The following is a 24,264-nucleotide window of genomic DNA, read 5'->3' on the forward strand; positions in this document are numbered from 1 at the left end:
CCGGGGGGGGGGGGGGGGGGGGGGGGGGGGGGGGGGGGGGGGGGGGGTGGGGGTGGCGCTGGGGGTGGGGTGGCCGGGGGCGGCGCGGCGGGCGGGGGGGGGGGGGGGCGTGCCCCCCCCCCCCCCCCCCCCCCCCCCCCCCCCCCCCACGGGGGAGGGGAACTTGCGGCGGCCCTGTCGCGCGAGGGCCATCGATGTTTGGCGCCTGGCGGGGAGGCCGGCCGGTTCCCCTCCCCCTTGTGGGGAGGGGTTAGGGGTGGGGGTGATTTCAGGCGCAATTACCCTGCCGGCCGGCGGAATCGAGGCCGGGATCAGCCGGCGCGGGTGCGGGCCAGCCCCTCGCGGGCCGGCGCATATTCCGGGTCGAGCCTGGCGGCCTCCGCGTAGGACTTGGCGGCCTTCTGCTTCTCGCCGCGCCGCTCGTAGACGAGCGCCTGGTTGGCCCAGCTCTCGGCGATCGTGCCGTCCAGTTTGATCGCCGTGTTGAAGTCGGCGAAGGCGTTGTCCTCGTCGTTGGTGGCGAGATAGGAGAGGCCGCGGCCGTTGTAAGGCTCGGCGGCGTCCGGCGCCAGCGAGATGGCGGTCGAGAAATCCTCGATGGCGAAGGCGTGCTGGCCCTGCGCCTGGTAGAGCAGGCCGCGGTTGTGGTAGGCGCGCGGGTCGGTCGTGTCGAGCTGGATCGCCTTCTGGAAATCGTTGAAGGCCTGCTGGTTCTGCCCGGCCCGGCGGTAGAGATTGCCGCGGCCGATATAGGCGGCGTCGTAATTGGCGTTGATCTGGATCGACCGGTTGTAGTCGGCCAGCGCCGCCTGCTGGTCGCCGAGGAAGCGGTGGATCAGCGCCCGGTTGGAATAGGCCTGGTAGAAGTTCGGGCGCAGTTCGATCGCCTTGTCGAAGTCGCGCAGCGCCTCGCGGTAGCGGCCGCCGCGGCCATAGGCCGAGCCGCGCACGTTGTAGGCTTCGGGATCGCTCGGGTTGCGCTGGATGACCGCGCTCAGCGACGAGATGTTCTGGCTGGAGCCCTGCGCGACGTCGACGCTGGTGAGTTCGCCCGACGGGCCGGTCTCGCATCCGGCGACGGCGAGCACCGACGCCAGGACGGCCATCGCGGCGAGGCCGCGGGCGGTTGTCGAGCGATGGCCGGCGCGTGCTTCCATTCCTGCGGTTCCCCGTTCAGCAGCCTGCACAGCAGGACGACGTGGCCGAACCTGCTTGCGCAAAGCGAAAGAGGCGGCAGCGATTGTCATCGCCCCACCTCCCGCTAGTTCCCGAAAAAGACGAAATATGGGCGGTCAGCGCGCCGGACGGGGTGCACCCGGGCCGGTCGGCGCCGGACGCGGCGTCGACGGCAGCAGACCCTCGCGCTGCGCGCGCTTGCGGGCGAGCTTGCGGGCGCGGCGCACGGCCTCGGCCTTCTCGCGGGCGCGCTTCTCGGAGGGCTTCTCGTAATGTCCGCGCATCTTCATCTCGCGGAAGATGCCTTCGCGCTGCATTTTCTTCTTGAGCGCGCGAAGCGCCTGATCAACATTGTTGTCGCGGACGAGTACCTGCACGGGCAATCCTGTCTTTCGGTTATCGGGGTCAACGAGACATAGGCTCATAGCCATATGCCTCCACGGTGCGGACACCGCGAATTGCGGCGTCTGTTAGCAGAATCAAGGGAGCATGTCCACAGCAAGCTGGAACATCGTCTCCCTTTGGTCGCGGCGCCGGAAACCGACGGATCGAACCCGGTCGATCCGTTGATCCGGCCCGGCCGGCGACGCTATCTGGCCGCCGACATGCGCTGCACCACCAGCCAGTCGAGCGCCAGCACCGCCAGCAGCGAGGCGCCGACGAGCGGGTAGATGGCACCTCCGACCGCGAGTATGGCGGCGACGCCGGCAAGCTTGCGGCGCTCGTCGGGCAAGGGCGGAACGCCCAGGCTGCCCGCCGGCCGCCGCTTCCACCACATGACGGCGGCCGCGACCGCGAGCGCGACCATCGCCATGCACGCCGCCAGCAGGATCAACTGGTTCGCCAGCCCGTATTGCTGACCGAGATGCACGTTGATCCCCCATTCGATCGCCTTGGCGGCCGGTCCGTAGCTGGCGAAGGGTATGTCGAGAAGCGTCGCCCCCGAATATTGGTCGAGGTGGATGGTCCGCTGCTGCGCGAGGTCGTCGGGAAAGATGGAGGCGGTGTAGACGCCGTCGGACTTGCTCGGGATGTTCACCGCATAGCCTGCCGCCATGCCGAGCCCGTCGAAGATCGCAACGGCGCGGTCGATGCCGATCGCGACTGCTCCCTGGTTGGGCGATTGCGGAACCGCCGCCTGCTGCATCGACCACCCGGTCTCGCCGAGATGGCCGAGATGCTCGTCCGACACCGGGACGTTGACGAACACCCCGGAGGGGTAGCCGGAATTGCTGCCATTGGCCCATTGGTTCACGGTGGCGCCCCAGAAGACCGACCACGGCATTCCGGTGACGGCCAGGAAGACGATGACACCGCCGACGAAGATGCCGGTCACCGCGTGCAGGTCCCGCCAGAACATGCGCTGCCGCGGCTTGCCGCGGATGCTGACGACGCCGCCGCGGCCCTTGCGCGGCCACCACAGATAGATGCCGGTGCCGACCAGGAGGATGGACCAGCCGCCGGCGATCTCGATGACGACGCGGCCGGCGTTGCCGAAGAAGTCGAGGCTGTGCAGCGAGCGCACCAGCCACATGATCGTGCCTTCATGCGGCAGCGAGCCGAGCACCGTGCCGGTATAGGGATCGACATAGACGGTCTGCCTGTCGCCGGCGGCAGTCCTCACGCTGATCTCGGCCGACGACGCCGGCGCGCCGGGCGTCGTCAGCTTCACGGCGGTGCCGGGGACCGCGGCGGTTGCCGCGGCGACCATCGCGGACGGCGCGACCCGCTCGGTCTGGACCGCCACGCGCTTGAGGTCGCCATGGACGATCGCGTCGATCTCGTCGCGGAACAGATAGAGCGCGCCGGTGACGGCAAGCGTGATCAGGAAGGGCAGCACCAGCAGGCCGGCATAGAAATGCCAGCGCCAGACGGCCCGGTAAAAGTCGGTGGCCGCGCGCGCGGCCGCCGGGCCTGTCGCCCGGTCGAGGGAAATGTCGGTCATGGAAATTCACCAAACGGAAGTCGGATGTCGTTGCCGAAGCGCGCGCGCCTCCCGGACGGGAAGGCGGAACGGCTCGCGGCAGGCTTCGGTCGTCAGTGAACGGAAGGCGGTGGCGCGCGGGCCCCAAGGACGAGGTCGCCCGGCCAGGCAGGCGCGGGCTTGTCGGTCGAGACTGTGAAGGCGATGCGCTCCGGCTGGCGCCGCAGCAGGATCGACGCGGCATCCCGAACCGGAAGGCCGCCCAGGCCGGCGGCCTGGCAGGAGATGGCGCAGGGGCAGGAGTTCCGGTCGTGCGACCTGTCGCCGTCATCCGGCGGCATCTCGCCCGAGGGCGCGCAGATGACCATGCCGGCATCGTCGAAGGCAGCCGCCATCGCGCCGGACGAGAAGCCGCCGACGAAGGCCTGCAGGACCAGGAAATAGCCGAGGAACGCCGCCAGCGCGCCGCGCAGCAGCCTGTCCCTCAGAATGGCCCTCATCGTCCCCATGCCTTCCTAATAGCGGCCTTCGCCCGCACTGTCACCGCGACACGGCGCGCCGTGCGGGGTCATTTGCTTGGAAATTATCCCCACCCTCTACGAGGGGCGGCCGATCGAACTTACCCCCACCCCTGACCCCTCCCCTCAAGGGGGAGGGGGACTGGCGGACCTCTCAGCCAGGCGCCAATCGTCCATGGTTTCGAGTTGCATGGCGGCCGCAAAGTCCCCCTCCCCCTTGAGGGGAGGGGTTAGGAGTGGGGGTAACTCTTAGCGCTTGCCCATCATCTGCAGGGTCGACAGCGGCGTCCGGCTGGTGTAGCGGCTCCGCTCCCGCCCAGCCGGCGCATCACGAACCTCGAGGCATTGGCCATGAAGCCGAGACACGGCGGCATCGATTTCGGCACGTCCAATTCGACGGCGGGTTTCCTCGACCGGGGCAAGCCGCGCCTGGTGACGCTCGAGGACGCGCACGTCACCATCCCCAGCGCCGTCTTCTTCAACTTCGAGGACGACCGCACCTATTTCGGCCGCCGTGCCATCGAGGATTATACGGCGAACTCGGAAGGGCGGCTGTTGCGTGCTCTGAAGAGCGTGCTCGGCACCTCGCTGATCCGCGAGAAGACCCGCATAAAGGCGCATTCCATCGCTTTCTCCGACATCATCGGCGGCTTCGTCGGCTACCTGAAGCACCGGCTGGAGGAAGAAGCCGGCAGGCCGGTGGACGACATCGTGCTAGGCCGCCCCGTGCATTTCGTCGACGACGATCCGAAGGCGGATGCCGAGGCCGCGGCCGAGCTGGAGAAGGCGGCGCGCAGCCGCGGCTTCCGCGCCATCGCCTTCCAGTTCGAGCCGATCGCCGCCGCGCTCGACTACGAGCAGAGCGTGGAGCGCGAGGAGCGCGAGGAGCTTACCTTGATCGTCGACATGGGTGGCGGCACCTCAGACTTCTCCATCGTGCGGGTTTCGCCGGAGCGGGCGCGAGCCGCCGACCGCCGCGACGACATCCTCGCCAATGCCGGCGTGCATATCGGCGGCACCGATTTCGACCGGCTGCTGTCCATGGCCGCCGTCATGCCGCATTTCGGCTTCGGCACGCCGACCAGGGACGGCAAGCGCAACCTGCCGGCCGGCTATTTCTTCGACCTCGCCACCTGGCAGCGCATCAACCTGCTCTACACGCAGAAGGCCATGAGCGACCTGCGCCAGATCTGCTACGAGGCGGCAAGGCCGGAACTGGTCGAGCGCATGATCGACGTCGTGCGCCATCGCCAGGGTCACGCGCTGGCGGCGCGGGTCGAGGCGGCCAAGATCGCGCTCACCGACCGGCCGGAGGCAGCCATCGTGCTCGACATGCTGGAGGAGAAGCTGAGCCTGCCCGTGACGGCCGGCGACCTCGCCGCGGCCATCGATACGGCGCTGGAGCGCGTCGCCGCGACGATCTCCGCAACGCTGCGCGACGCGGGCGTCCCGGCCGAGCGGATCGACACGCTGTTCCTCACCGGCGGCTCGACGGCGATCCCGCTCGTGCGCGAACGTGTCCTCGACATGTTCCCCCGCGCACGCGTGGTGCACGGCGATATGTTCGGCAGCGTCGGGCTGGGCCTGGCGCTGGATGCGGCCCGAAAATTCGGGTGAAACCACGGAAAAATTCGAAGAAACCGACCGAAAAATCGGTGAAAGCGAACAAAAAACCCGGCGCGAGGCCGGGTTTTTTGCACAGATTAGACGGGAAAGACGGGCTTACGCCGCCTCTTCCTGCTCGGCTTCCTCGTTGTCGGCCTTGGCGCCGCGCTTCGGGCCCTTGGCGAGGTTCGCCTCGATCATGCGGACGGCCTCGGTCTCGGAGACCCGGTTGACCGCGGCGATCTCGCGCGCCATGCGGTCCAGCGCCGCCTCGTAGAGCTGGCGCTCCGAATAGGACTGCTCCGGCTGGTTCTCGGCGCGATAGAGATCGCGGACCACCTCGGAAATCGAGATAAGGTCGCCCGAGTTGATCTTCTGGTCATATTCCTGCGCACGCCGCGACCACATGGTGCGCTTGACGCGGGCGCGGCCCTGCAGAACCTTGAGCGCGCGGTCGACATAGTCGGTCTCGGACAGCTTGCGCATGCCGATCGCAGTGGCCTTCGCCACCGGAACCTTGAGACGCATCTTGTCCTTGGCGAAATCGATAACGAAGAGTTCGAGCTTGTGCCCGGCCACTTCCTGCTCGTCGATCGATACGATCTGACCGACGCCGTGGGCCGGATAGACTATGAACTCCCCGCTCTTGAACCCATGACGGACCGGGGACTTCTTCTGTGCCTGCATAGTTGCCATTACGCCCTGAACTCCTGTTGCACCGTCGGCGTTCCACGCCGGCCAGCGAGGGGATCGGCCTTTCGCCGAACGTGAGCCGCCAAAGACAGCACAAAAGCCTTTCCGGAAAGCCGACCCCGGCCAACCGCAAAACGGTCAACGCGGGCCCAAGTCGCCTTGGTCCGGAACGGAGGTTCCACCTTTCAGTGAAAAGGGCTCTTCGCCATTAAACGACGATGTGTCTGCGGCATGTTTTTTCGGGATAGCACAAAAATGGGCAAGAATCAAGAATTTGCTGCATATCGGGCATTACTCACGCGCCCGAAGCCGCGATCCGAGGGGCAATCAAACAGGCTCTGCACCGCGATCCCGAGGTGATCATGCCAAGACGGCGGCTCAATCGAGGCAGCGATATAGTTCGACAAACCTCGATGCCGCACCGAAACTTTCCGCCGACAAGAGAGCAGTACTTTTTTAGCAGCTTCGCGCGGCGCGTTCGATGGCCATGCGTCGGCTACTGCTTCGTCGAGGTTCCCACGCCCCACGTGTCGGAAAGCACGTAGCCTTGCGGATAAGGATCGGTGGGATCGAGATAATAGGTGTGCTCGCCGGTAATCCAGGCGCGGCCGCTGATCTCCGGAACGATCGCCTTGCGCCCGTCGATCTCGGTGAGCGCAAGGATGCGTCCCGTGAAGCGCGAGCCGATGATGGATTCATGGATCAGGACGTCGCCCTCGCGCATGAGGCCGCGCGCCTGCAGGACGGCCATCCTCGCAGAAGTCCCGGTGCCGGTCGGACTGCGGTCGGAGCGGCCGGGCGAGACGATGCAGGTGTTGCGCGTCACCTTGCCCGGTCCCTGGAAAGGCATGGCGAACTGCACGATCGATACGCCCCGCACATGCGCGAAACGCGGGTGGACGACGTCGAACTGGTCGCGCGCCGCGAGCCGGATCTTCTCGCCCAACAGGCCGAGATCGCGGGCCTCGTCGGGGGTCACCGAAAAGCCCAGAGCCTTGGCATCGGCGATGGCGTAGAACATGCCGCCATAAGAAACGTCGACCGTGATCGTGCCGACGCCCTCGACCTCCAGCCGCGCATCGAGACGTTCGGCGAATGCCGGGGCGTTGCGGAAGGTGACAGACACGCATTTGCCGTCGCGGCATTCGGCCCGCACCGCGATCACGCCGCCCGGCATGTCAAGATTGAAGCGCGTCTCGGGCTCCTGCATCGGCACCATGCCGGTTTCCAGCAGCACGGTGGCGACGCAGATCGTGTTCGATCCCGACATCGGAACGTATTCGGTCGGCTCCATGATGATCGCGCCGGCCACGCAGTCGTCGCGCGTCGGCGGCACCAGCAGGTTGACGTGCCGGGCGACGCTGCCGCGCGGCTCGCAGATCAGCATCCGCCGGATGTGGTCGTGATCGCGCTCCATGGCGATCATCCTGTCCATCATCGTCTTGCCGGCGGGCGGCAGGACGCCGCCGACGATCACGTCGCCGATCTCGCCTTCGGCATGGCATCCGACGACCTTGATCGCGACTTTCGAACGCATCGGCTGCAATCCGGTGATGGCGAGGCCATGCGCCTCGCCTTCGGCGGCGGCATCAGTCGCCCGTGCCGGGCTCCGCCGAAAAATACTTCTCGAGCTTGTCTTCGACGCCGTCGAACTCCTTGGCGTCGCCCGGGGGCTCCTTCTTGGCCGTGATGTTCGGCCATTTGGAAGCGTATTCGGTATTGAGCTCCAGCCACTTCTCCAGGCCCGGCTCGGTGTCGGGCTTGATTGCGTCGGCCGGGCATTCGGGCTCGCAGACGCCGCAGTCGATGCACTCGTCGGGATGGATGACGAGCATGTTCTCGCCTTCGTAGAAGCAGTCGACCGGACACACTTCGATGCAGTCCATGTACTTGCACTTGATGCAGTTGTCGGTGACGACGTAGGTCATGGTCTGCTCCGGCGATCTTGCCGTTCGTGGTCTCGGTTGTGACCTAGTTGCTTTGCCGCACGCTGGCAAGGGTCGGCATTGCGCCGGGAAGCCGCAGGCGGGAAAGAGATTTCCCGGCACGCGATCTCCTTCGAAGTCCGTCCCTCAACTTTCGCGCAGCCTGTCGGTCTGCCGCCGTTCTCTCTTGGTGGGCCGTCCGCTGCCCAGTGCGCGGACGGGGGGCACCGCGTCCGGGAGAGCATTCCGATTGTCGGCGGGCGGCGGCGACAGATCCTCGTAGAGCAGCCGTGCCTCCTCCGCCGGTCCACGCCGCGTGCCCGGCGCCAGCACGCGGTAGACGAGGATGCGGCGCTCCAGCGTGATGGTCAGCGTGTCGCCCGGCCGTACCGTGTCGGCCGCCTGGTCGGTCTTCTCACCGTTGATCCTGACACGGCCGGCCTGCGCCAGCTTGGCAGCGAGGGAGCGGGATTTGACGACGCGCGCGAAGAACAGCCATTTGTCGACGCGCTGCCGGGCCTCGGCCATCTACTTCTTCAGCTGGTCACGCAACGCGGCGAGCTTGGCGAAGGGCGAATCCGGGTCGAACCGCGGCGCCCTCTCCTCGCGCGGCTTGCCCTGGAACGCCGGCTTGCCGCCGCCGTCCTTGCGCCGGTGATCCGGCCGGTCGCCTTGCCGCTTGCCCTGGTCTGGACGATTGCCGTCGGGCTTGCCGCCGCCCTTGAAGCGGTTGCGGTCGAACTTGCCGCCCTGCCGCTCGCCGGCTGCCGCGGCGCCGTTCTCGGGACGATCGCCGCGCTGGCCGCGCCCGTCGCGCTGGCCATCCCGCTGCTGCTGCCCCTGCTGCTGGCGATTGCGGTCGCCATGACGATGGCGCGGACGCTGCTCGAAGCGCGCCGGCCGCCACAGCAGGATCGGCTTCGGCTCCTCGGCGGGCGTTTCGACCGCGGCATCGGACGCCGCCTCGGACACTATCTCCGCGCCGCCATCCGCGGACGCGACGACTTCATCGGTACCGGCCGGCAGGTCGGACGTGTCGGAAGCCGCAAGGGCCTCGGACGGAGCAGGCGCGGCTTCCCCGTCCTCGGCCGCGTCGGCTTGCGGCGTCGCGTCGTCGTCGGCCCGTTCGGCGTCCACGGAAACCGGCTCGGCAGCGCCCGCAGCGCCCGCATCGTCGTCGACAACGTTTGCGTCGACTTCCGCCGCTGCTTCGACCGTATCCGAACCGGCTTCGGCATCCTTCGCCGGATCGATCTCGTCCGCGGGAGCGGGCTCGGAGGCTTCGGCCTCCTGCCCTGCGGACTCGGCAACGGCATCGTCGGAGACCGCGGCTTCACCGTCGCTCCGGCTCGCCATCGCGGCTTCCGCACCGTCGGTCGCTTCGGCATCCGTTGCCGCCACGACCGGCTCGTCGGCGGAAGCGGGTTCGGAGGCCTCGGCCTGCGCGGATACGGCGGCGGAAGCCTCGGACGCGGCAGCTTCACCATCCGCCGGGCCGGCCGCGGCCGCCGCCGCAGCGGCTTCCTGCGCCGCCGCCCGCTCCGCGGCAGCCTTGGCGGCCGCCTCGCGCGCGGCAACGTCCAGCGCGTCCAGCCGCGCCTTGACGTCCGCGGCGGGTTTCGGCTCGGCGCGATAGCCGAGCCCCTTCAGTATGTCCTCGATGTCCTCGCCGGTAGCGCCGAGGATCGACATCATCGCCGGCGTCACCATGAAGGCGTTGCCGTCATAGGCACCGTCCGGGCGGGTGCCGCCGGCCCCCGGTCGCCACGCCAGCGCCGGGCGGATCAGGTCGGCCAGCCGCTCGAGAATGTCGACGCGCACGGCGCGGCGCCCAAGCATGCGGAAGCCGGCGAGGCCGTAGAAGGCGCGGTCGAAGGCGGCGTTGACCAGCACCGAGGTGCGGCCGGCGGCCAGCATGTGCACGATGTCGCCGAAGCCGGGCTTGTCCTTGCCGTCGTTCTTCAGCGCCCACAGCAGCGTGACGAGGCTGGCGGGCGCCGGCTTGACCAGCGCCGGCACGAAGATGTGGTAGGCGCCGAAGCGCACCCCCAGCCGGCGCAGCGCCGCGCGGCTCTCCTGGTCGAGCGACTTGACCTCGTCGGCGATGTCGCGGCGGTTGATCAGCCCGAACTGCTCGACCAGGCGGAAGGCGATGCCGCGGGCGATGCCGGTCAGCTGGTCGGCCTGGCGCAGGTCGAAAAGCGGCTTCAGCAGCGTCTCGATCTGGTATCCGACGAAGCGCTCGGCGCGCTGCGCGACCTTATCGCGCGCCGGGCCGGTCAGCTGCTCGTCGGCGAGCAGGATGACGCGCGGCCGCAGCGCGTCGTCGGTTGCCGCCAGCGTGCCGATGGGCGCGCCGATCCAGCGCAGGATGCCGTCGGAAGCGAGCGCGATGTCGTGGTTGCCGGAGGCGGAAAACCGTTCGGCGCGCGCCTCGAACTCGGCAGCCAGCGCCTTCTGCGCGGCGGCGCGCACCGCCTTGCCGTCCTCGCCCTCGGCAGCCTGGTCGGCAGTGAAGCGGAAGCCCTGCAGGTCGCCGACATGGTGGCCTTCGACATTGACGGTTCCGGACGGGTCTATCTCGGCTTCAAGCATCGTATTTTCTCTGAGGCGCCGCATGAGGACGGAAGTCCTGCGGTCTACGAAGCGTTTCGTCAACCGCTCATGCAGCGCATCCGACAATCTGTCCTCGATCTCGCGCGTTTTTTCCTGCCAGTGGCGCGCATCGGCCAACCAGCCAGGACGGTTCGACACATAGGTCCAGGTGCGGATCTGGGCGATGCGGCCGGACAGCGTGTCGATGTCGCCCTCGGTGGAATCGGCGCGCCGCACCTGCTCGGCCATGTAGCTTTCGTCGACATGGCCGTGCCGGGCGAGATCGAGGAAGAGAGAGCTCACCAGATCGGAATGCTGCGCCGGCGCGATCCTGCGATAGTCGGGAAGCGAGCAGACGTCCCACAGCAGCGCCACCCGCTCGCGCCCGGTGGCAAGGCGGCGGATGTCGGGATCGCCGGCGAGCCGCTCCAGCGCCTGCGCGTCGGTGGCGGGCAGCGCCCGCGTCAGGCCCTCCACCGGCGCCGGCGTCTCGATCGAGCGGCGCAGCGTGTCGACGCTCGACAAGTCGAACTGCGCGGTGCGCCATTGCAACACCTTCACGGGCTCGAAGTCATGGCCCTCGATCTTCTCCACCAGTTCGTCGTCGAGCGGGTCGACCTGGCCGGTGACGCCGAAGGTGCCGTCGCGCAGGTGCCGTCCGGCGCGGCCGGCGATCTGGCCGAGTTCGGCAGCCGTCAGCGGCCGGTACTGAAAACCGTCGAACTTGCGGTTCTGCGCGAAGGCGACGTGGTCGACGTCGAGGTTGAGTCCCATGCCGATGGCATCGGTGGCCACCAGAAAGTCGACGTCGCCGGACTGGTAGAGCGCCACCTGGGCATTTCTGGTACGTGGCGAAAGCGCCCCGAGCACGACGGCGGCGGCGCCGCGCTGGCGGCGGATCAGCTCGGCGATGGCATAGACCTCGTCGGCCGAGAAGGCGACGACGGCCGAGCGGCGCGGCAGCCGCGTCAGCTTCTTGGAGCCGGCATAGGCGAGATGCGACAGGCGCGGCCGCGTCACCACCGAAATGCCGCGCAGCAGCCTTTCCAGGATGCCGCGCATGGTGGCCGCTCCGAGCAGCAGCGTCTCCTGCCGCCCGCGCAAATGCAGGATGCGGTCGGTGAAGATGTGGCCGCGCTCGAGATCGCCGGCGAGCTGGATCTCGTCGATGGCGACGAAGGCGGCGTCGGTGTGGCGCGGCATCGCCTCGACGGTGCAGACGGAGTAGCGCGCGCCGGCCGGAACGATCTTCTCCTCGCCGGTGATCAGCGCCACCTTGGCGGCGCCGACCTTGTCGCTCACCCGCTGGTAGACCTCGCGCGCCAGCAGCCTGAGCGGCAGGCCGATGACGCCGCTTTCATGCGCCACCATGCGCTCGATGGCGAGATGGGTCTTGCCGGTATTGGTGGGCCCGAGCACCGCCGTCACGTCGCGTCCCGACAGGATCAGCGGCTCGGTCTTGATCTGGGAAAAGTTCATCGGCTCGGAAATCGGCCCTTCGGCTTTGGCGGCGTGGAGCCGCTTGTCGCGGAGGTTCGGTCAAGACCTCGTCCGAGACAGATAGGCACTTCCCGGCGCAAACGAAAGCGCAAATCGGTCGTGTTTGGGCTCGAATTTCCGCTCCGGATCCGAACCGGCCCGTGCTCCAGGCGTTCCAAGTGAAAGCCCCCGACCGACATGAGCCATCGGTCGGCAGGTCGGGCATGTCCATGCCAATGCCGCCGAAGGGATCCCGCCGGCCTTCGGCTGCACGATTCATGAGAAGGAAACGACGATGAGCCATACCGACAGCACGGAATTCGTCCTTGCAGGCGTGGTCATGAAGCGCCTGCTCTGCGGACAACAGACCGCAGGGCAGTTCTGCCTCTTCGAGAACAGAAGCGACGGAAACACGAAGACGCCGATCCATGTCCACGCCAAGGACGACGAGACGGTCTACATCATCGAAGGCGAGCTGACGGCGGTGGTCGACGGCCAGCCGCAGCGCCTGGCTGCGGGCGAGAGCATCTTCCTGCAGCGCGGTTTGGCGCACCAGCTCATGAACACGAGCGGCAAACCCTGCAGATACATCCTGATCGGCACCCCCGCGCTGTTCGACCGATTTCTCGAGGAGGCCGGCCACGAGCGTCGGCCGGACGAAGTCGTCGGACCGCCGACCCCTGCGGAGATCGAGCGGCTGCGCGAGGCTGCGCCAAGATTCGGCATCACCTTGCTCTCCGATTGGCCGCCGGCGGAGTGACGTCCGCAACCCGAGCGGAAAGAAACGGCGGAACGAGTCCCGAACGAATCGGCGACGAATCGCTGACTTCGGGTGATTCAGGGTTTGTTCCGTTCGCCCGGAGACGCCTTCGCGGAGCTATCCCGCTGATCCAGAATCGGAATTTGACTCCGTCCGGTGGCGCAACCGATTCCTCCCTATGTCAACCCCTCCGATCGACGCAGCCGCTGTTGTTCGAATGCAAGCGAGGGTAGAATGTGAGTCGCATTCAAGGAGGGATTGTTTGCCATGTCGAAGCGACTGTTCGCTGAATTTCTCGGTACGTTCTGGCTTGTATTCGGCGGCTGCGGCAGCGCCGTGCTCGCCGCCGCCTTTCCCGAGCTCGGGATCGGCTTTGTCGGAGTTGCGTTTGCGTTCGGTCTGACCGTGCTGACCATGGCTTATGCGGTCGGCGGCATCTCGGGCGGGCACTTCAACCCCGCCGTCTCGATCGGCCTGTTCACCGCCGGCCGTTTCGAGGCCAAGGACCTCTTGCCCTACATCGTCGCGCAGGTGGTCGGCGCCATCGTGGCATCGGCGGTGCTCTACCTGATCGTCAGCGGCAAGGCCGACTTCGCCGGTATCGGCGGATTCGCCACCAACGGCTATGGCGAGCAGTCGCCGGGCAAGTTCAACCTGCTCTCGGCGCTGGTGATCGAGGTGGTGCTGACCTTCATGTTCCTGATCATCATTCTCGGCGCCACCCACGGCCGCGTGCCGGCGGGTTTTGCGCCGATCGCCATCGGCCTGGCGCTGACCTTGATCCACCTGATCTCGATCCCGGTGACCAACACCTCGGTCAACCCGGCCCGCTCGACCGGCCCGGCGCTTTTCGTCGGCGGCGCGGCGCTGTCGCAGCTCTGGCTGTTCTGGGTGGCGCCGATCGTCGGCGCGGCGATCGCCGGCATCGTCCACAAGGCGGCCTTCGGCGACGACGACTGATCCTCGCACCGCGGCCTCGATCCGGAACGGCGCCCGCGGGCGCCGTTTTTCGTTGGCGACGGAAGTCATGGGCTCGACGGCGCCGGACCATTCTGGAAGACTTCGCATCGGGGGCCGCGCTGCGGCGTCCATTGCTTCACATGAAGGAGGATCATCCATGCGCCGACAGCTTCTGCACCTGATGGCCGCGCTGGCAGTCGCGGCGCCGCTGGTCGCGTCGGCGGCGCGGGCGGAGCAGATCCCGGTGCCGACGCAGGCGGAGTGGGCGGATGCCAAGAAAAGCGTGAAACTCGCCAACGGCCTGACGCTCGCCTATGTCGAGACGGGAGACACGGACGGCAAGCCGACGCTGCTGATCCACGGCTACAGCGACAACAGCCGCGCCTGGTCGCTGATCGCGCCGTTCCTGAAGGATCGCCGGCTGCTCGCCATCGACCTGCGCGGCCACGGCAAGTCGGACGCGCCGGCCTGTTGCTACGCCTATACCGACCTCGCCGACGACGCCTCCCTGTTCCTCGACGCCCTCGGCATTGCCAGGGCCGACGTGATCGGCCATTCGCTCGGCTCGCTGACCGGCCAGCTGCTCGCCGCCCAGCATCCGGACAAGGTGGGCAAGCTGGTGCTCGTCTCCTCCACCACGCAGATCGGCGGCGGGCCAGGCTCCTGGCTGTGGGACAACATAACCCTGCTCAAGGCGCCCATCGACCCGAACAGCCAGTTCATGCTGGACTGGTATTCCAACCCCAATCCCGTCGACGAGGATTTTCTGAGGCGCGAGCGCACCGAGAGCGCCGCCATGCCGCTGCATGTCTGGAACGGCGTGCTGTGGGGCACCATCGTCGGCGACCTGACCTTCGCCGCCCCGATCGTCAAGGCGCCGGTGCTGGTGCTGTGGGGCGAGAAGGACCCGCTGTTCGACCTCACCCACCAGGAAAAGCTGGAAAAGGCCTATCCCGACGCGCGCTTCGAGGTGTTCGCCGGCGCCGGCCACAACATGATCTGGGAATTCCCTAAGGACTCGGCGCAAATCATCACGCCGTTTCTCGATGCACCTGAGGCGCCGTGAGGAGCCGTAGTGCTGGGTAGCCCACCCAATGAGCCGAAAATTCGTGGGGCAAGGTCGACGTGGGCAGAAGGGAACCGCAGGGGACAGTTTACTTTCTTTCGGCCGAAAGGCCGCTGCGGTTCAGGCCTCGCGCAGGCCGAAAAAAGTAAACTGTCCCCGGCACTTGCACCCTTACGTCTCTCAAAACACGAACGGCGGGCCAATGCCCGCCGTTCGCTGTTCGATCGCGGAGCGCGCCGGATCAGGACGCCGCGGCTTCCTCGGCCGGAGCGGCGGTGGCGGCGGCGATCGCCGCGGCTGCCTCGTCCTGCGCCTTCTTGATGGCGTCGAGGCGGGCCTGCGCCTTCTTGCCCGGCAGCGCCTTGGTCGGGTTGGCGCGCGCCTCGCGCTTGGCGAGACCCGCCTGGTCGAGGAAGCGGGCGACGCGGTCGGTCGGCAGCGCGCCGTTGCCGAGCCAATGCTGGACGCGGTCGGCGTCGAGCTTCACGCGCTCGGCGTCCTTGGCCAGGGTCGGGTTCCACGCGCCGATCGCCTCGATGAAGCGGCCGTCGCGCGGGCTGCGCACGTCGGCGACGACGATGTGGTAGTAGGGACGCTTCTTGGAGCCCGCGCGGGCCAGTCGGATCTTCAGTGCCATTTCTTTACTCCTGAGCTCTGGTTCGGTGGCTGAGGTCAGCCGTTGGTGGAGGCGCCCTCAGCGCCGGGTGCAGTCGCGCCGTTGCCGGCGGCGATCTGTTCGTGGTGGCGGATCACTTCCCTGATGACGAAGTTCAGGAACTTTTCCGCGAAATCGGGATCGAGCTGCGCCTCCTGGGCGAGCCGGCGCAACCGCTCGATCTGCTGGGCCTCGCGCGCCGGATCGGCGGGCGGCAGGCCGTGAGCGGCCTTAAGCACGCCGACCGCCTGGGTGCAGCGGAAGCGTTCGGCCAGCATGTGGATCAGCGCCGCATCGATGTTGTCGATCGAGGCGCGGTACTGCGCGAGGATACCCCGGACATCGGCCGTGTCGCTCATGCCGTCCCCCTCACTTCTTCTTGCCGAGGCCGGGCAAGCCGCCCGGACCGCCGAGACCAGGCAGTTTCAGGCCGCCGGGCAGGCCTGGAAGGCCGCCACCGCCGCCGAGGCCCGGGAAAGTCGGCGGCAGGCCCTTGGGCAGGCCGCCGCCGAGGCCGGACGCTTCCGCCTGCTTCTGCAAGGCTTCCAGCTGCTTCGGATCCATCTTCGACAGGTCGGGCATGCCGCCCATGCCCGGCATCATGCCGCCCAGCCCCATCTTGGAGGCGAGCCCACCCATCATGCCGCGCATCAGGCCGCCGCCCCTGCCTTTGCCGCCCATGGCCTTCATCATGTCGGCCATCTGGCGGTGCATCTTCAAAAGCTTGTTGATCTCGGCGGCGTCGGTGCCGGAGCCGGCGGCGATGCGCTTCTTGCGGCTGTGCTTGAGGAGATCGGGGTTGGCACGCTCCGCCTTGGTCATCGACGAGATGATGGCGAGCTGACGGCCGAACATCTTGTCGTCGAGACCGGCGGCGGCCATCTGGTCCTTCATCTTGCCCATGCCGGGCATCATGCCCATGATGCCGCCCATGCCGCCGAGCTTCTGCATCTGGCCGAGCTGATCGGCGAGGTCGTTCAGGTCGAACTTCCCCGACTGCATCTTCCTGGCCATCGCCGCGGCCTTTTCCGCGTCGATGTTTTCGGCCGCCTTCTCAACCAGGCTGACGATGTCGCCCATGCCGAGGATGCGGTCGGCGATGCGGCGCGGGTGGAACTCCTCCAGCGCGTCCATCTTCTCGCCGACGCCGATCAGCTTGATCGGCTTGCCGGTGACGGCACGCATCGAAAGTGCGGCGCCACCGCGCCCGTCGCCGTCCATGCGGGTGAGCACCAGGCCGGTGATGCCGACGCGCTCGTCGAAGCTCCTGGCGAGGTTCACGGCGTCCTGGCCGGTCAGCGAGTCGGCGACCAGCAGGATCTCGTGCGGGCTGGAGACGGCCTTGATCTCGGCCATCTCGGCCATAAGCGGCTCGTCGATATGGGTGCGGCCGGCGGTGTCGAGGATCACCACGTCGTGGCCGCCGAGCTTTGCCGCCTGCACCGAGCGTTTGGCGATGTCGACCGGCGACTGGCCGGCGACGATCGGCAGCGTCGCGACCTTGGTCTGCTCGCCGAGTTGGCGCAGTTGCTCCTGCGCAGCCGGACGGCGCGTGTCGAGCGAGGCCATCAAGACCTTCTTGCCCTGGCGCTCGGTCATGCGCTTGGCGATCTTGGCCGTGGTCGTGGTCTTGCCCGAGCCCTGCAGGCCGACCATCATGACGACCACCGGAGCCGGCGCATTGAGGTCGATCGTCCTGCCTTCGGCGCCGAGCATGTCGACCAGCTCGTCATGGACGATCTTGACGACCATCTGGCCGGGCTTGATCGACTTCAGCACCTCGGCGCCGACGGCCTTCGTGCGCACCTTGTCGACGAAGGAGCGGACGACTTCCAGCGCCACGTCGGCTTCGATCAGCGCGCGCCGCACCTCGCGCAGCGCGGCGGAGACGTCCGCCTCCGACAGCGCGCCGCGGCCGGTCAGGCCGTTCAGGATGGAGCCAAGCCGTTCCTGTAGGCTTTCGAACATCCGGTTTCCTCTTTCTCTGGCATCACCGCGATGCCCGAGAGGTAGTGTCTTTGCGGCGAAGTCCCAACCGGGAAGCGCAGGGGACAGTTTACTTTTTGCCCCTTGCGCGACATCGCAGCCGCTTCGGCCTTTCCGGGGCAAGAAAGTAAACTGTCCCCGGTCGCAACGCGTCCCAGCACCAACCGCCAAACCAAAAAGCACCCGGGGGCGCATCGCGCTGCCGGGTGTTGGCCTCCGGGATCGATTTATACCTCTAGGGGTCCCGGTCGGCGGCTCGGAGTGTCAACTCGTCGCTGAATTATCGCGGCTTGAACAGGAGTTTTGGCGGAAAGTCAAGGATGGCGTTCGGGCGCGCGACTGCTGCACAGCCGCCCAATCTGCAACATTGCGATGCTTCCGAGGATCAGAACGACGGCGCCGACCTCCAGGATGCCGAGCGGCTCGCCGACAGCCCGGCCGATAAGCAGCGCGACGACCGGCGTGATGTAGGTCGCTCCGGAGGCCGCTACCGCGCCCAGTTCCCGCAGCAGGAAATAGTAGATCAGGAAAGCGATGCCGGTCCCAAAAACGCCGAGCCCGATCGCCACGCCGGCTGCGGCGTGCCAGTCCTCGGTAATCCTCCCCATTCCGCTGCGGTCGGTCACCAGCAGGAGCAGCAGCAGCGCCAGTCCTGTCTGCCATGTGGCAAGCGCCAGCGGAGGCAGATTGTGCGGAGAAAGGAAGCGGCGGACATAAACATAGGAGAAGCCGAGAATCGCCGTGGCGGCCAGCATCCAGGAGACGCCGGCCATGTCGATGGCTCTGTCCGCGCCTTGCCACGGGCGCGCGATCAGGACGATGCCGACAAAGCCGAAAAGCACGCCGACCGCCATCAGTCCGTTGAGCTTTTCGGAGCGCAGGAACAGAAGCGACGCCAAGGTTGTGAACAGGGCGATTGAACCGCCCAGCACGCCGGCGACACCGGAAGGAATCAGCGCCGTCCCCTTGGCGATGGCAAAGTAGTAGAGGGCGGTCGCCAGAGCCGCCATCACAAGGAAATGGCCGAGATGCCGTAATTGGCGGCGCTCGATCACTCCCTTGCGCCAAGCCGCGAATGCGAGCGGCAGGAAGCCGAAGAACACCCGCAGCAACGTGATCTGTGCCGGCGTAATGAGTTCCGCCGCCCATTTCATGTAGATGAAGTTGGAACCCCAGAGCAGGCCGAGGAGAACGAAGGCGGCGTAGGTGAGCTTCATGGCTCCGTATCCATGTGCCGGCGTGCCGCTGGTTTCGGCTAGTCACCCGCGGTTTTGATTCTGGTGAGGATCGTGCCGCCGACGACGATGATGAGCGAGCCGGCAACAGCCCCCTGCGTCATTTGCTCATCGAAAAACAGGAAGCCGATCAACCCCGCGAAGATCAGCCAAGTGTAATCGACCGGCCCAACGATGGACAGCGGCGCGAGACGATAGCCTTGGACGATGCAGTATTGCGCGGTGACGGCGATTGGACCAAGCCCGATAAAACCTAGGGCCGTCTCCGTCGAAACGGGCACCCACAGCACCACTGCAGGCAACGCCATCAGCAGGGCGCCGAATCCGTTGACGTAGAGCAGGACCGTCATCGGGCGATCGGCTTGCGCCAGCGTCTTGATCATCAATCCTTCAAGGCCAGCAGCACCGCACCGACAACGGCAACGCCTGCGGTCAGCAGGTAGGCTGGTTGGAACTGGGTAAAGGCTCCTCGCGACGCCATGACGATCGCGGCACCGGTACAGCAGGCCGCGATGGCTATGCAATGCCATCGCGTGACGCGCTCTCCGAGCATCAATATGCCGAGCGGAATGACGAAGACGACATAGAGCAGCCCGATTGCGGTCGCGTCGACGATCGGCATATTGGCCGATGCATAGATCAGCGCTCCTCCGCCTGACGCACCGAACACGGCACGCATGAAATGCGAAAACGGCCTCATGCTGCGATAGGCACGCAATGGACTCCGGCTGCGCGCAACCACCAGCAACAGGGTCCCGAAACCGCCGACATAGCGGAGGAACAGTATTTGAAGCGGTGATACTCCGGCCTCGGCGAATTTTCCGGACGCATAGATCAAAGAAAATAATGCGGTTCCAATGGTCACCCAACCGATCGCTTCGGCATTGCCCGTAAGGGTAGTTGTGCGCAACGTGTTTTCCTGAAAGAGTTTTCTACAGCGCCTTGTGCTGGAATCGAAGGGCATCTTCAAATGCTGAATCTTCAGGTAGCATGAGATTTATGCATGCAGAAAACCCGATTGTCGCTGAACGCCGTGCGCCTCTTCACGATCGTTGCCCGCACCGGCAGCCTGACCATCGCCGGAGAAGAAATAGGCGTCACATCGAGCGCCATTAGCCATCGGATCAAGAAGCTTGAGGATCAGTTGGGCGTCTCCTTTTTCACGAGGAGCAACAATTCGATCGCCCTTACCGACGCGGGAAAGCGGTTCTTTGAGGAGGTAGCCCCGGCGGTCGACCTGATCGAAAGATCGGCCGACGCCTTGCGCCGCGACGAGAACGAAGTCGGCGTGCACGCTTCGACATCACTGGCCGTCCGCTGGTTGATCCCGTCTCTCGATCGGTTTCGGGCTGCCTATCCAAATGCACGGGTGCGGATTGAAACAGGACTCGCGGCGGGGTCTCAAATCGGCCCGACCGCCGATATCGCGATCCGCTACTTTCGCGCGGGGGAACAGACCGGCGACTGGGACATTCTCGCTCCGGACGTCAGCAGGGTCGTTGTGGCGCCGGGCCTTTTGAAGACGACAGAAGGCGCCGCCATATTGCCCAAGGTACCGGCGATCCAATGTGCGCGTGACAACTGGGACTGGCGGTTATGGTGCGCGAACACGGGCGTTCCGTTCGAATGCATGACCTTCACCCACGAGTTCGATACTGACGACGCCGCGCTTCATGCCTGTGTCGCAGGGCTCGGAATGATGCTTGGCCCACCGCTGCTGACCCGGCGGCAGATCACCTCCGGTGCCTTGGTCGAATTGTCGACCTTTTCGCCTGTCGAACTCGGCAGTTACCGTTTCATCCGCCGTTCGGACAGGCGAGCGGTTCGACAGTTCTGCCGGTGGATTTGCCAGGAGGCACAGAAGGTCGCGTAGAGGGCCTGAGCGCAACACCATACGTCGTGAATCGGATGTCGTCGCGGCGCGCTGGAGAAGGCCAACCGGCGCCGCTGCCGATCCCGGTCACTCGAGGCCAGTTGTTCGGCTGGCGACCCAAAGTTCAGGCAGTGTCGCCCTTGATGCCGAACTCGGCGGCGGAAACCTCCTTGCCGCCGGCTTCCTCCACGGTGACGGTCCGGCCCAGCCTGCGCTGCTCGACGAACTGGTCGGCCACCTGCGCGGCGGTCTCGCAGGCGATGCGGTGCTTGGTTCCGTTAGGCTCCTTGGCGATCACGACCCAACTCACGTCAGACTCCTCCCCTGTGTGTTCCGAAAGCATGCGGAACGGCGGACGGTACGGACCCTTGCGTCGCAAGCCGCCGGATTTCAGACGAGAGACTACTCGCCGCGGGTCGCGATGCAAGGGCCGCCGTTGATGGTTACAAACGGATGGTTACACTTGCAACGAACTCGCCTCTGAGCAATGCCAGGGAGGAAGACGATGACCCGTTCCTACATGCCGGGCTTCGGCAACGACTTCGAGACGGAGACCTTGCCCGGATCGCTGCCGCAGGGCCGCAACTCGCCGCAGCGGCCGGCCTACGGCCTCTATGCCGAGCAGCTCTCCGGCTCGCCCTTCACCGCGCCGCGCGGCACCAACGAGCGCTCGTGGCTCTACCGCATCCGGCCGAGCGTCAAGCATCATCGGCGCTTCCGGGCCATCGAGATGCCGTTCTGGAAGACGGCGCCGCATTCCGGCGACCATGCGCTGGCGCTCGGCCAGTACCGCTGGGACCCGTTGCCGATGCCGGTTGAGCCGACCGACTTCGTCGCCGGCATGCGCACCATGACGACCGCCGGCGACGCGCTCGGCCAGGCCGGCATGGCCGCCCATGTCTATGCCGCCAACGTGTCGATGACGGACGACCATTTCTTCAACGCCGACGGCGAGATGCTGGTCGTGCCGCAGGAGGGCCGTGTCCGCTTCGTCACGGAGATGGGCGTCATCGAGCTCGCGCCCGGCGAGATCGCCGTGCTGCCGCGCGGGCTGACCTTCAAGGTCGAGCTGATCGACACGCCGGCCCGCGGCTATGTCTGCGAGAACTACGGGGCGAAGTTCACGCTGCCCGACCGCGGGCCGATCGGCGCCAACTGCCTCGCCAACCCGCGCGACTTCAAGACGCCGGTCGCCTGGTTCGAGGAAAAGGAGAGCCCCTGCCGGCTGATCGTCAAATGGTGCGGCGCCTTCCACGCCACCGAGCTCGACCATTCGCCGCTCGACGTCGTCGCCTGGCACGGCAATTACGCGCCCTACAAATACGACCTCGCCACCTATTCGCCGGTCGGCGCCATCCTGTTCGACCATCCCGACCCGTCGATCTTCACCGTGCTGACCGCACCATCGGGCGAGGAGGGCACCGCCAACATCGACTTCGTCATCTTCCCGCCGCGCTGGCTGGTGGCGGAGGACACGTTCCGGCCGCCCTGGTACCACCGCAACGTCATGAGCGAGTTCATGGGCCTGATCCGCGGCCAGTACGACGCCAAGGAGAAGGGTTTCGTCCCCGGCGGCGTCAGCCTGCACAACATGATGCTGGCGCATGGCCCGGACGCCTTCGGCTTCGACAAGGCGTCGCGCGCCGAGCTCAAGCCGGTCAAGCTCGACCACACGATGGCGTTCATGTTCGAGACGCGCTTCCCGCAGATGCCGACGGGCTTCGCCGCCGAGAGCGAGGCGCTGCAGGACGACTACATCGACTGCTGGACGGCGCTGAAGAAGCGTTTCAACGGCACGATGGAAGGCGATTGGAGCGATTGAGCGAAGCGGGAGGAAAGCCCATGGCCGAGGCCGTTCTCTACGACTACTGGCGCTCGTCGGCGAGCTATCGGGTGCGCATCGCCCTGAACCTGCTGGGGATCGCCTACGCGGCCGTGCCGGTGAACCTGCTTGCCGGCGAGCAGCGGGCGCCGAACCATCTCGGGCGCAACCCGCAGGGGCTGGTGCCGGTGCTCGACATCGACGGGCTGCGGCTCACCCAGTCGCTCGCCATCGTCGAATACCTTCACGAGACCCGGCCCGGCAGTGGCCTACTGCCTGCCGATCCGGTCGGACGCGCCCGCGTGCGGGCTCTCGCCCATGCGATCGCCATGGACATCCACCCGGTCTGTAACACCAGGGTCGTCGGGCGCCTGATGACGCTGGTCGAGGACGGCGAGGCGGCCCGCGCCGGCTGGATGCACGGTGTCATCGCCGAAGGGCTTGCCGCCTTCGAGGCGATGCTCGGCCATCCGGCGACCGGCCGCTTCTGCCATGGCGACCGGCCGACGATCGCCGACCTCTGCCTGGTGCCGCAGCTCTACAACGCGCGCCGCTGGCAGGTCGATCTTTCGGCCATGCCGCGCGTCCTGGCGGTCGAGGCGGCCTGCGACGGCATCGATGCGTTCAGGCTGGCGGCGCCGGTGGCGCCGCCCTCATAGGTCAGATTGGCCTGCCGCAAACGCACAAGGGGGGCGCGGCGTCACCCCTTCTTCAGCACCTCGACGCCGGGCAGCGGCTTGCCTTCCATCCACTCCAGGAAGGCGCCGCCGGCGGTCGAGACATAGGTGAAGTCGTCGGCGACCCCGGCATGGTTGAGCGCCGCCACGGTGTCGCCGCCGCCGGCGACCGAGACCAGCTTGCCGGCTCTGGTTTCCGCGGCGGCGGCCTTCGCGGCCGCGACGGTGGCCTTGTCGAAGGGTTCGATCTCGAAGGCGCCGAGCGGCCCGTTCCACACCAGCGTGGCGGCACGGTCGATCCACTCCTCAACCTTCTCGACCGTCTTCGGGCCGACGTCGAGGATCATGCCGGTGGCGGGGATCGATTCCACCGCGACCACCTCACTGGCGGCGCCCGCCTTGAACTCCCGCGCCACCACGCCGTCGGACGGCAGGATGATGGCGCAGCCGGCGGTCGCCGCCTCGATCATGATCTGCTTGGCGGTGTCGGCGAGGTCGTGCTCGGCGAGCGACTTGCCGACGGCGGTGCCGCGCGCGGCCAGGAAGGTGTTGGCCATGCCGCCGCCGATCACCAGCGCGTCCACCTTCTTCACCAGGTTCATCAGGAGATCGATCTTGGTCGACACCTTGGCACCGCCGACGATCGCCACCACCGGCCGCTTCGGATTGCCGAGCCCGGCCTCAAGCGCGTCGAGTTCGGCCTGCATGGTGCGGCCCGCATAGGCCGGCAGCAGATGGGCCAGCCCCTCGGTCGAGGCATGCGCCCGGTGGGCGGCGGAAAACGCGTCGTTGACGTAGAGGTCGCCGTTTTTCGCCAGCGCCTCGGCGAAGGCCCTGTCGTTCTTCTCCTCGCCCTTGTGGAAGCGGGTGTTCTCGAGCAGCAAAATGTCGCCGTCCTTCATCGCCGACACCGCCGAAGCGGCCTTCTCGCCGATGCAGTCGGCGGCGAAGCCGACCGGCCGGCCGATCACCGCGGCGGTGGCATGGGCGATCGGCTCCAGCGAGAATTCAGGCGTCGGCCCATCCTTCGGCCGGCCGAAATGCGCGAGCAGGATCACCTTGGCGCCCTTGCCGGCGAGTTCGGTGATGGTCGGCGCCACGCGCTCGATGCGGGTCGCGTCGGTGACCTTGCCGTCGGCGACCGGCACGTTCAGGTCGACGCGCACCAGCACGCGCTTGCCCTTCACGTCGGCGATATCGTCGAGGGTCTTGAAGGCGGTCATGGGCAGCGTCTCCAGAGGATGGTCCTTGCTTAGTGCTTTACCGTGCCGGGCCGGCGATGCAAGCGGCGGCGTGATGGTCGCGGCGCCGGCAT

The 24,264-nt window shown here is 66.9% G+C and carries 24 protein-coding genes; 7 read left to right on the forward strand and 17 right to left on the reverse strand.

Annotated features, from left to right (window positions below):
- Positions 1-311: 311 nt before the first annotated feature.
- The 4 genes from AC5JDC_RS07185 to AC5JDC_RS07200 form a co-directional block, all read right to left on the reverse strand.
- On the reverse strand, positions 312-1,157 hold the full coding sequence (locus AC5JDC_RS07185) for a tetratricopeptide repeat protein (protein ID WP_495840406.1): 846 nt from the start codon (positions 1,155-1,157) through the stop codon (positions 312-314).
- Positions 1,158-1,292: 135 nt separating this feature from the next.
- Entirely contained in the window at positions 1,293-1,553 is a 261-nt protein-coding gene (rpsU, locus tag AC5JDC_RS07190; protein ID WP_106773757.1) for a 30S ribosomal protein S21, read from the reverse strand.
- Between the two features lie 212 nt (positions 1,554-1,765).
- Complete coding sequence (locus AC5JDC_RS07195) at positions 1,766-3,121, reverse strand: PepSY-associated TM helix domain-containing protein (protein WP_495840409.1); 1,356 nt, start codon at positions 3,119-3,121, stop codon at positions 1,766-1,768.
- Positions 3,122-3,213: 92 nt separating this feature from the next.
- Entirely contained in the window at positions 3,214-3,600 is a 387-nt protein-coding gene (locus AC5JDC_RS07200; protein WP_495840410.1) for a hypothetical protein, read from the reverse strand.
- Between the two features lie 369 nt (positions 3,601-3,969).
- Here AC5JDC_RS07200 and AC5JDC_RS07205 point away from each other — a divergent pair, with 369 nt between their 5' ends.
- Complete coding sequence (locus tag AC5JDC_RS07205) at positions 3,970-5,235, forward strand: Hsp70 family protein (protein WP_495840412.1); 1,266 nt, start codon at positions 3,970-3,972, stop codon at positions 5,233-5,235.
- 105 nt (positions 5,236-5,340) lie between these two features.
- On the opposite strand, the gene AC5JDC_RS07210 is transcribed toward AC5JDC_RS07205, so the two are convergent.
- The 5 genes from AC5JDC_RS07210 to AC5JDC_RS07230 form a co-directional block, all read right to left on the reverse strand.
- Positions 5,341-5,919 (reverse strand): CarD family transcriptional regulator, encoded by a 579-nt coding sequence (locus AC5JDC_RS07210; protein WP_106773665.1) that lies wholly within the window; start codon positions 5,917-5,919, stop codon positions 5,341-5,343.
- A 493-nt stretch (positions 5,920-6,412) separates the two neighbouring features.
- Positions 6,413-7,453 (reverse strand): proline racemase family protein, encoded by a 1,041-nt coding sequence (locus AC5JDC_RS07215; RefSeq protein WP_495840415.1) that lies wholly within the window; start codon positions 7,451-7,453, stop codon positions 6,413-6,415.
- Positions 7,454-7,505: 52 nt separating this feature from the next.
- Positions 7,506-7,844: a ferredoxin FdxA gene (gene fdxA / locus AC5JDC_RS07220; protein WP_495840416.1), complete on the reverse strand. Its 339-nt coding sequence runs from the start codon at positions 7,842-7,844 to the stop codon at positions 7,506-7,508.
- Between the two features lie 144 nt (positions 7,845-7,988).
- Entirely contained in the window at positions 7,989-8,369 is a 381-nt protein-coding gene (locus AC5JDC_RS07225) for an RNA-binding S4 domain-containing protein (RefSeq protein WP_495840418.1), read from the reverse strand.
- On the reverse strand, positions 8,370-11,915 hold the full coding sequence (locus AC5JDC_RS07230; protein ID WP_495840420.1) for a helicase-related protein: 3,546 nt from the start codon (positions 11,913-11,915) through the stop codon (positions 8,370-8,372).
- A 295-nt stretch (positions 11,916-12,210) separates the two neighbouring features.
- Here AC5JDC_RS07230 and AC5JDC_RS07235 point away from each other — a divergent pair, with 295 nt between their 5' ends.
- The 3 genes from AC5JDC_RS07235 (at position 12,211) to AC5JDC_RS07245 (ending at position 14,701) form a co-directional block, all read left to right on the forward strand.
- Positions 12,211-12,675: a cupin domain-containing protein gene (locus AC5JDC_RS07235; protein WP_495840422.1), complete on the forward strand. Its 465-nt coding sequence runs from the start codon at positions 12,211-12,213 to the stop codon at positions 12,673-12,675.
- Positions 12,676-12,942: 267 nt separating this feature from the next.
- On the forward strand, positions 12,943-13,635 hold the full coding sequence (gene aqpZ / locus AC5JDC_RS07240; RefSeq protein WP_106773670.1) for an aquaporin Z: 693 nt from the start codon (positions 12,943-12,945) through the stop codon (positions 13,633-13,635).
- A gap of 157 nt (positions 13,636-13,792) precedes the next feature.
- Positions 13,793-14,701 (forward strand): alpha/beta fold hydrolase, encoded by a 909-nt coding sequence (locus AC5JDC_RS07245; RefSeq protein ID WP_495840425.1) that lies wholly within the window; start codon positions 13,793-13,795, stop codon positions 14,699-14,701.
- 241 nt (positions 14,702-14,942) lie between these two features.
- On the opposite strand, the gene rpsP is transcribed toward AC5JDC_RS07245, so the two are convergent.
- The 6 genes from rpsP to AC5JDC_RS07275 all read right to left on the reverse strand — a co-directional run bounded on the left by rpsP (position 14,943) and on the right by AC5JDC_RS07275 (position 19,541).
- Positions 14,943-15,338, reverse strand: coding sequence for a 30S ribosomal protein S16 (gene rpsP, locus AC5JDC_RS07250; protein ID WP_106773672.1), 396 nt, complete (start codon positions 15,336-15,338; stop codon positions 14,943-14,945).
- 35 nt (positions 15,339-15,373) lie between these two features.
- The gene (locus AC5JDC_RS07255) at positions 15,374-15,715 is read right to left on the reverse strand and encodes a chorismate mutase (protein WP_106773673.1); all 342 of its coding nucleotides are present in this window, start codon (positions 15,713-15,715) and stop codon (positions 15,374-15,376) included.
- A 10-nt stretch (positions 15,716-15,725) separates the two neighbouring features.
- Positions 15,726-17,324, reverse strand: coding sequence for a signal recognition particle protein (gene ffh, locus AC5JDC_RS07260; protein ID WP_495840427.1), 1,599 nt, complete (start codon positions 17,322-17,324; stop codon positions 15,726-15,728).
- Between the two features lie 332 nt (positions 17,325-17,656).
- Positions 17,657-18,559: a DMT family transporter gene (locus tag AC5JDC_RS07265; protein WP_495840429.1), complete on the reverse strand. Its 903-nt coding sequence runs from the start codon at positions 18,557-18,559 to the stop codon at positions 17,657-17,659.
- Positions 18,560-18,597: 38 nt separating this feature from the next.
- Positions 18,598-18,960, reverse strand: coding sequence for an EamA family transporter (locus tag AC5JDC_RS07270; protein WP_495840431.1), 363 nt, complete (start codon positions 18,958-18,960; stop codon positions 18,598-18,600).
- Entirely contained in the window at positions 18,960-19,541 is a 582-nt protein-coding gene (locus AC5JDC_RS07275; protein ID WP_495840567.1) for a DMT family transporter, read from the reverse strand. The genes AC5JDC_RS07270 and AC5JDC_RS07275 overlap by 1 nt, the downstream gene beginning before the upstream one ends.
- 39 nt (positions 19,542-19,580) lie before the next feature.
- Here AC5JDC_RS07275 and AC5JDC_RS07280 point away from each other — a divergent pair, with 39 nt between their 5' ends.
- A complete protein-coding gene (locus tag AC5JDC_RS07280; RefSeq protein WP_495840433.1) occupies positions 19,581-20,450 on the forward strand; it encodes a LysR family transcriptional regulator in 870 nt (289 codons plus the stop codon).
- Between the two features lie 124 nt (positions 20,451-20,574).
- On the opposite strand, the gene AC5JDC_RS07285 is transcribed toward AC5JDC_RS07280, so the two are convergent.
- Positions 20,575-20,760 carry a hypothetical protein gene (locus AC5JDC_RS07285; RefSeq protein ID WP_133170115.1) on the reverse strand — a complete coding sequence of 62 codons (186 nt, stop codon included), beginning with the start codon at positions 20,758-20,760 and terminating at the stop codon, positions 20,575-20,577.
- 195 nt (positions 20,761-20,955) lie between these two features.
- Here AC5JDC_RS07285 and hmgA point away from each other — a divergent pair, with 195 nt between their 5' ends.
- Complete coding sequence (hmgA, locus tag AC5JDC_RS07290; protein ID WP_495840435.1) at positions 20,956-22,272, forward strand: homogentisate 1,2-dioxygenase; 1,317 nt, start codon at positions 20,956-20,958, stop codon at positions 22,270-22,272.
- A 20-nt stretch (positions 22,273-22,292) separates the two neighbouring features.
- A complete protein-coding gene (maiA, locus tag AC5JDC_RS07295; RefSeq protein ID WP_495840437.1) occupies positions 22,293-22,931 on the forward strand; it encodes a maleylacetoacetate isomerase in 639 nt (212 codons plus the stop codon).
- Positions 22,932-22,972: 41 nt separating this feature from the next.
- Here the strand turns inward: maiA and AC5JDC_RS07300 are convergent, their stop codons facing one another.
- Complete coding sequence (locus AC5JDC_RS07300) at positions 22,973-24,172, reverse strand: phosphoglycerate kinase (RefSeq protein WP_495840439.1); 1,200 nt, start codon at positions 24,170-24,172, stop codon at positions 22,973-22,975.
- Positions 24,173-24,264 lie beyond the last annotated feature (92 nt).

This window comes from Kumtagia sp. (assembly GCF_059502445.1).

Excerpts from the sequence above, each read along its gene's own strand:
- AC5JDC_RS07225 (WP_495840418.1), bottom strand. The coding sequence starts at position 8,369 with ATGGCCGAGGCCCGGCAGCGCGTCGACAAATGGCTGTTCTTCGCGCGC.
- AC5JDC_RS07255 (WP_106773673.1), bottom strand. The coding sequence starts at position 15,715 with ATGAGCGACACGGCCGATGTCCGGGGTATCCTCGCGCAGTACCGCGCC.
- aqpZ (WP_106773670.1), top strand. The coding sequence starts at position 12,943 with ATGTCGAAGCGACTGTTCGCTGAATTTCTCGGTACGTTCTGGCTTGTA.
- ffh (WP_495840427.1), bottom strand. The coding sequence starts at position 17,324 with ATGTTCGAAAGCCTACAGGAACGGCTTGGCTCCATCCTGAACGGCCTG.
- rpsP (WP_106773672.1), bottom strand. The coding sequence starts at position 15,338 with ATGGCACTGAAGATCCGACTGGCCCGCGCGGGCTCCAAGAAGCGTCCC.
- AC5JDC_RS07275 (WP_495840567.1), bottom strand. The coding sequence starts at position 19,541 with ATGCCCTTCGATTCCAGCACAAGGCGCTGTAGAAAACTCTTTCAGGAA.
- AC5JDC_RS07230 (WP_495840420.1), bottom strand. The coding sequence starts at position 11,915 with ATGAACTTTTCCCAGATCAAGACCGAGCCGCTGATCCTGTCGGGACGC.
- AC5JDC_RS07195 (WP_495840409.1), bottom strand. The coding sequence starts at position 3,121 with ATGACCGACATTTCCCTCGACCGGGCGACAGGCCCGGCGGCCGCGCGC.
- AC5JDC_RS07185 (WP_495840406.1), bottom strand. The coding sequence starts at position 1,157 with ATGGAAGCACGCGCCGGCCATCGCTCGACAACCGCCCGCGGCCTCGCC.
- fdxA (WP_495840416.1), bottom strand. The coding sequence starts at position 7,844 with ATGACCTACGTCGTCACCGACAACTGCATCAAGTGCAAGTACATGGAC.
- AC5JDC_RS07235 (WP_495840422.1), top strand. The coding sequence starts at position 12,211 with ATGAGCCATACCGACAGCACGGAATTCGTCCTTGCAGGCGTGGTCATG.
- hmgA (WP_495840435.1), top strand. The coding sequence starts at position 20,956 with ATGACCCGTTCCTACATGCCGGGCTTCGGCAACGACTTCGAGACGGAG.
- AC5JDC_RS07270 (WP_495840431.1), bottom strand. The coding sequence starts at position 18,960 with ATGATCAAGACGCTGGCGCAAGCCGATCGCCCGATGACGGTCCTGCTC.
- AC5JDC_RS07205 (WP_495840412.1), top strand. The coding sequence starts at position 3,970 with ATGAAGCCGAGACACGGCGGCATCGATTTCGGCACGTCCAATTCGACG.
- AC5JDC_RS07245 (WP_495840425.1), top strand. The coding sequence starts at position 13,793 with ATGCGCCGACAGCTTCTGCACCTGATGGCCGCGCTGGCAGTCGCGGCG.
- AC5JDC_RS07300 (WP_495840439.1), bottom strand. The coding sequence starts at position 24,172 with ATGACCGCCTTCAAGACCCTCGACGATATCGCCGACGTGAAGGGCAAG.
- maiA (WP_495840437.1), top strand. The coding sequence starts at position 22,293 with ATGGCCGAGGCCGTTCTCTACGACTACTGGCGCTCGTCGGCGAGCTAT.
- AC5JDC_RS07215 (WP_495840415.1), bottom strand. The coding sequence starts at position 7,453 with ATGCGTTCGAAAGTCGCGATCAAGGTCGTCGGATGCCATGCCGAAGGC.
- AC5JDC_RS07200 (WP_495840410.1), bottom strand. The coding sequence starts at position 3,600 with ATGAGGGCCATTCTGAGGGACAGGCTGCTGCGCGGCGCGCTGGCGGCG.
- AC5JDC_RS07210 (WP_106773665.1), bottom strand. The coding sequence starts at position 5,919 with ATGGCAACTATGCAGGCACAGAAGAAGTCCCCGGTCCGTCATGGGTTC.
- AC5JDC_RS07265 (WP_495840429.1), bottom strand. The coding sequence starts at position 18,559 with ATGAAGCTCACCTACGCCGCCTTCGTTCTCCTCGGCCTGCTCTGGGGT.
- AC5JDC_RS07280 (WP_495840433.1), top strand. The coding sequence starts at position 19,581 with ATGCAGAAAACCCGATTGTCGCTGAACGCCGTGCGCCTCTTCACGATC.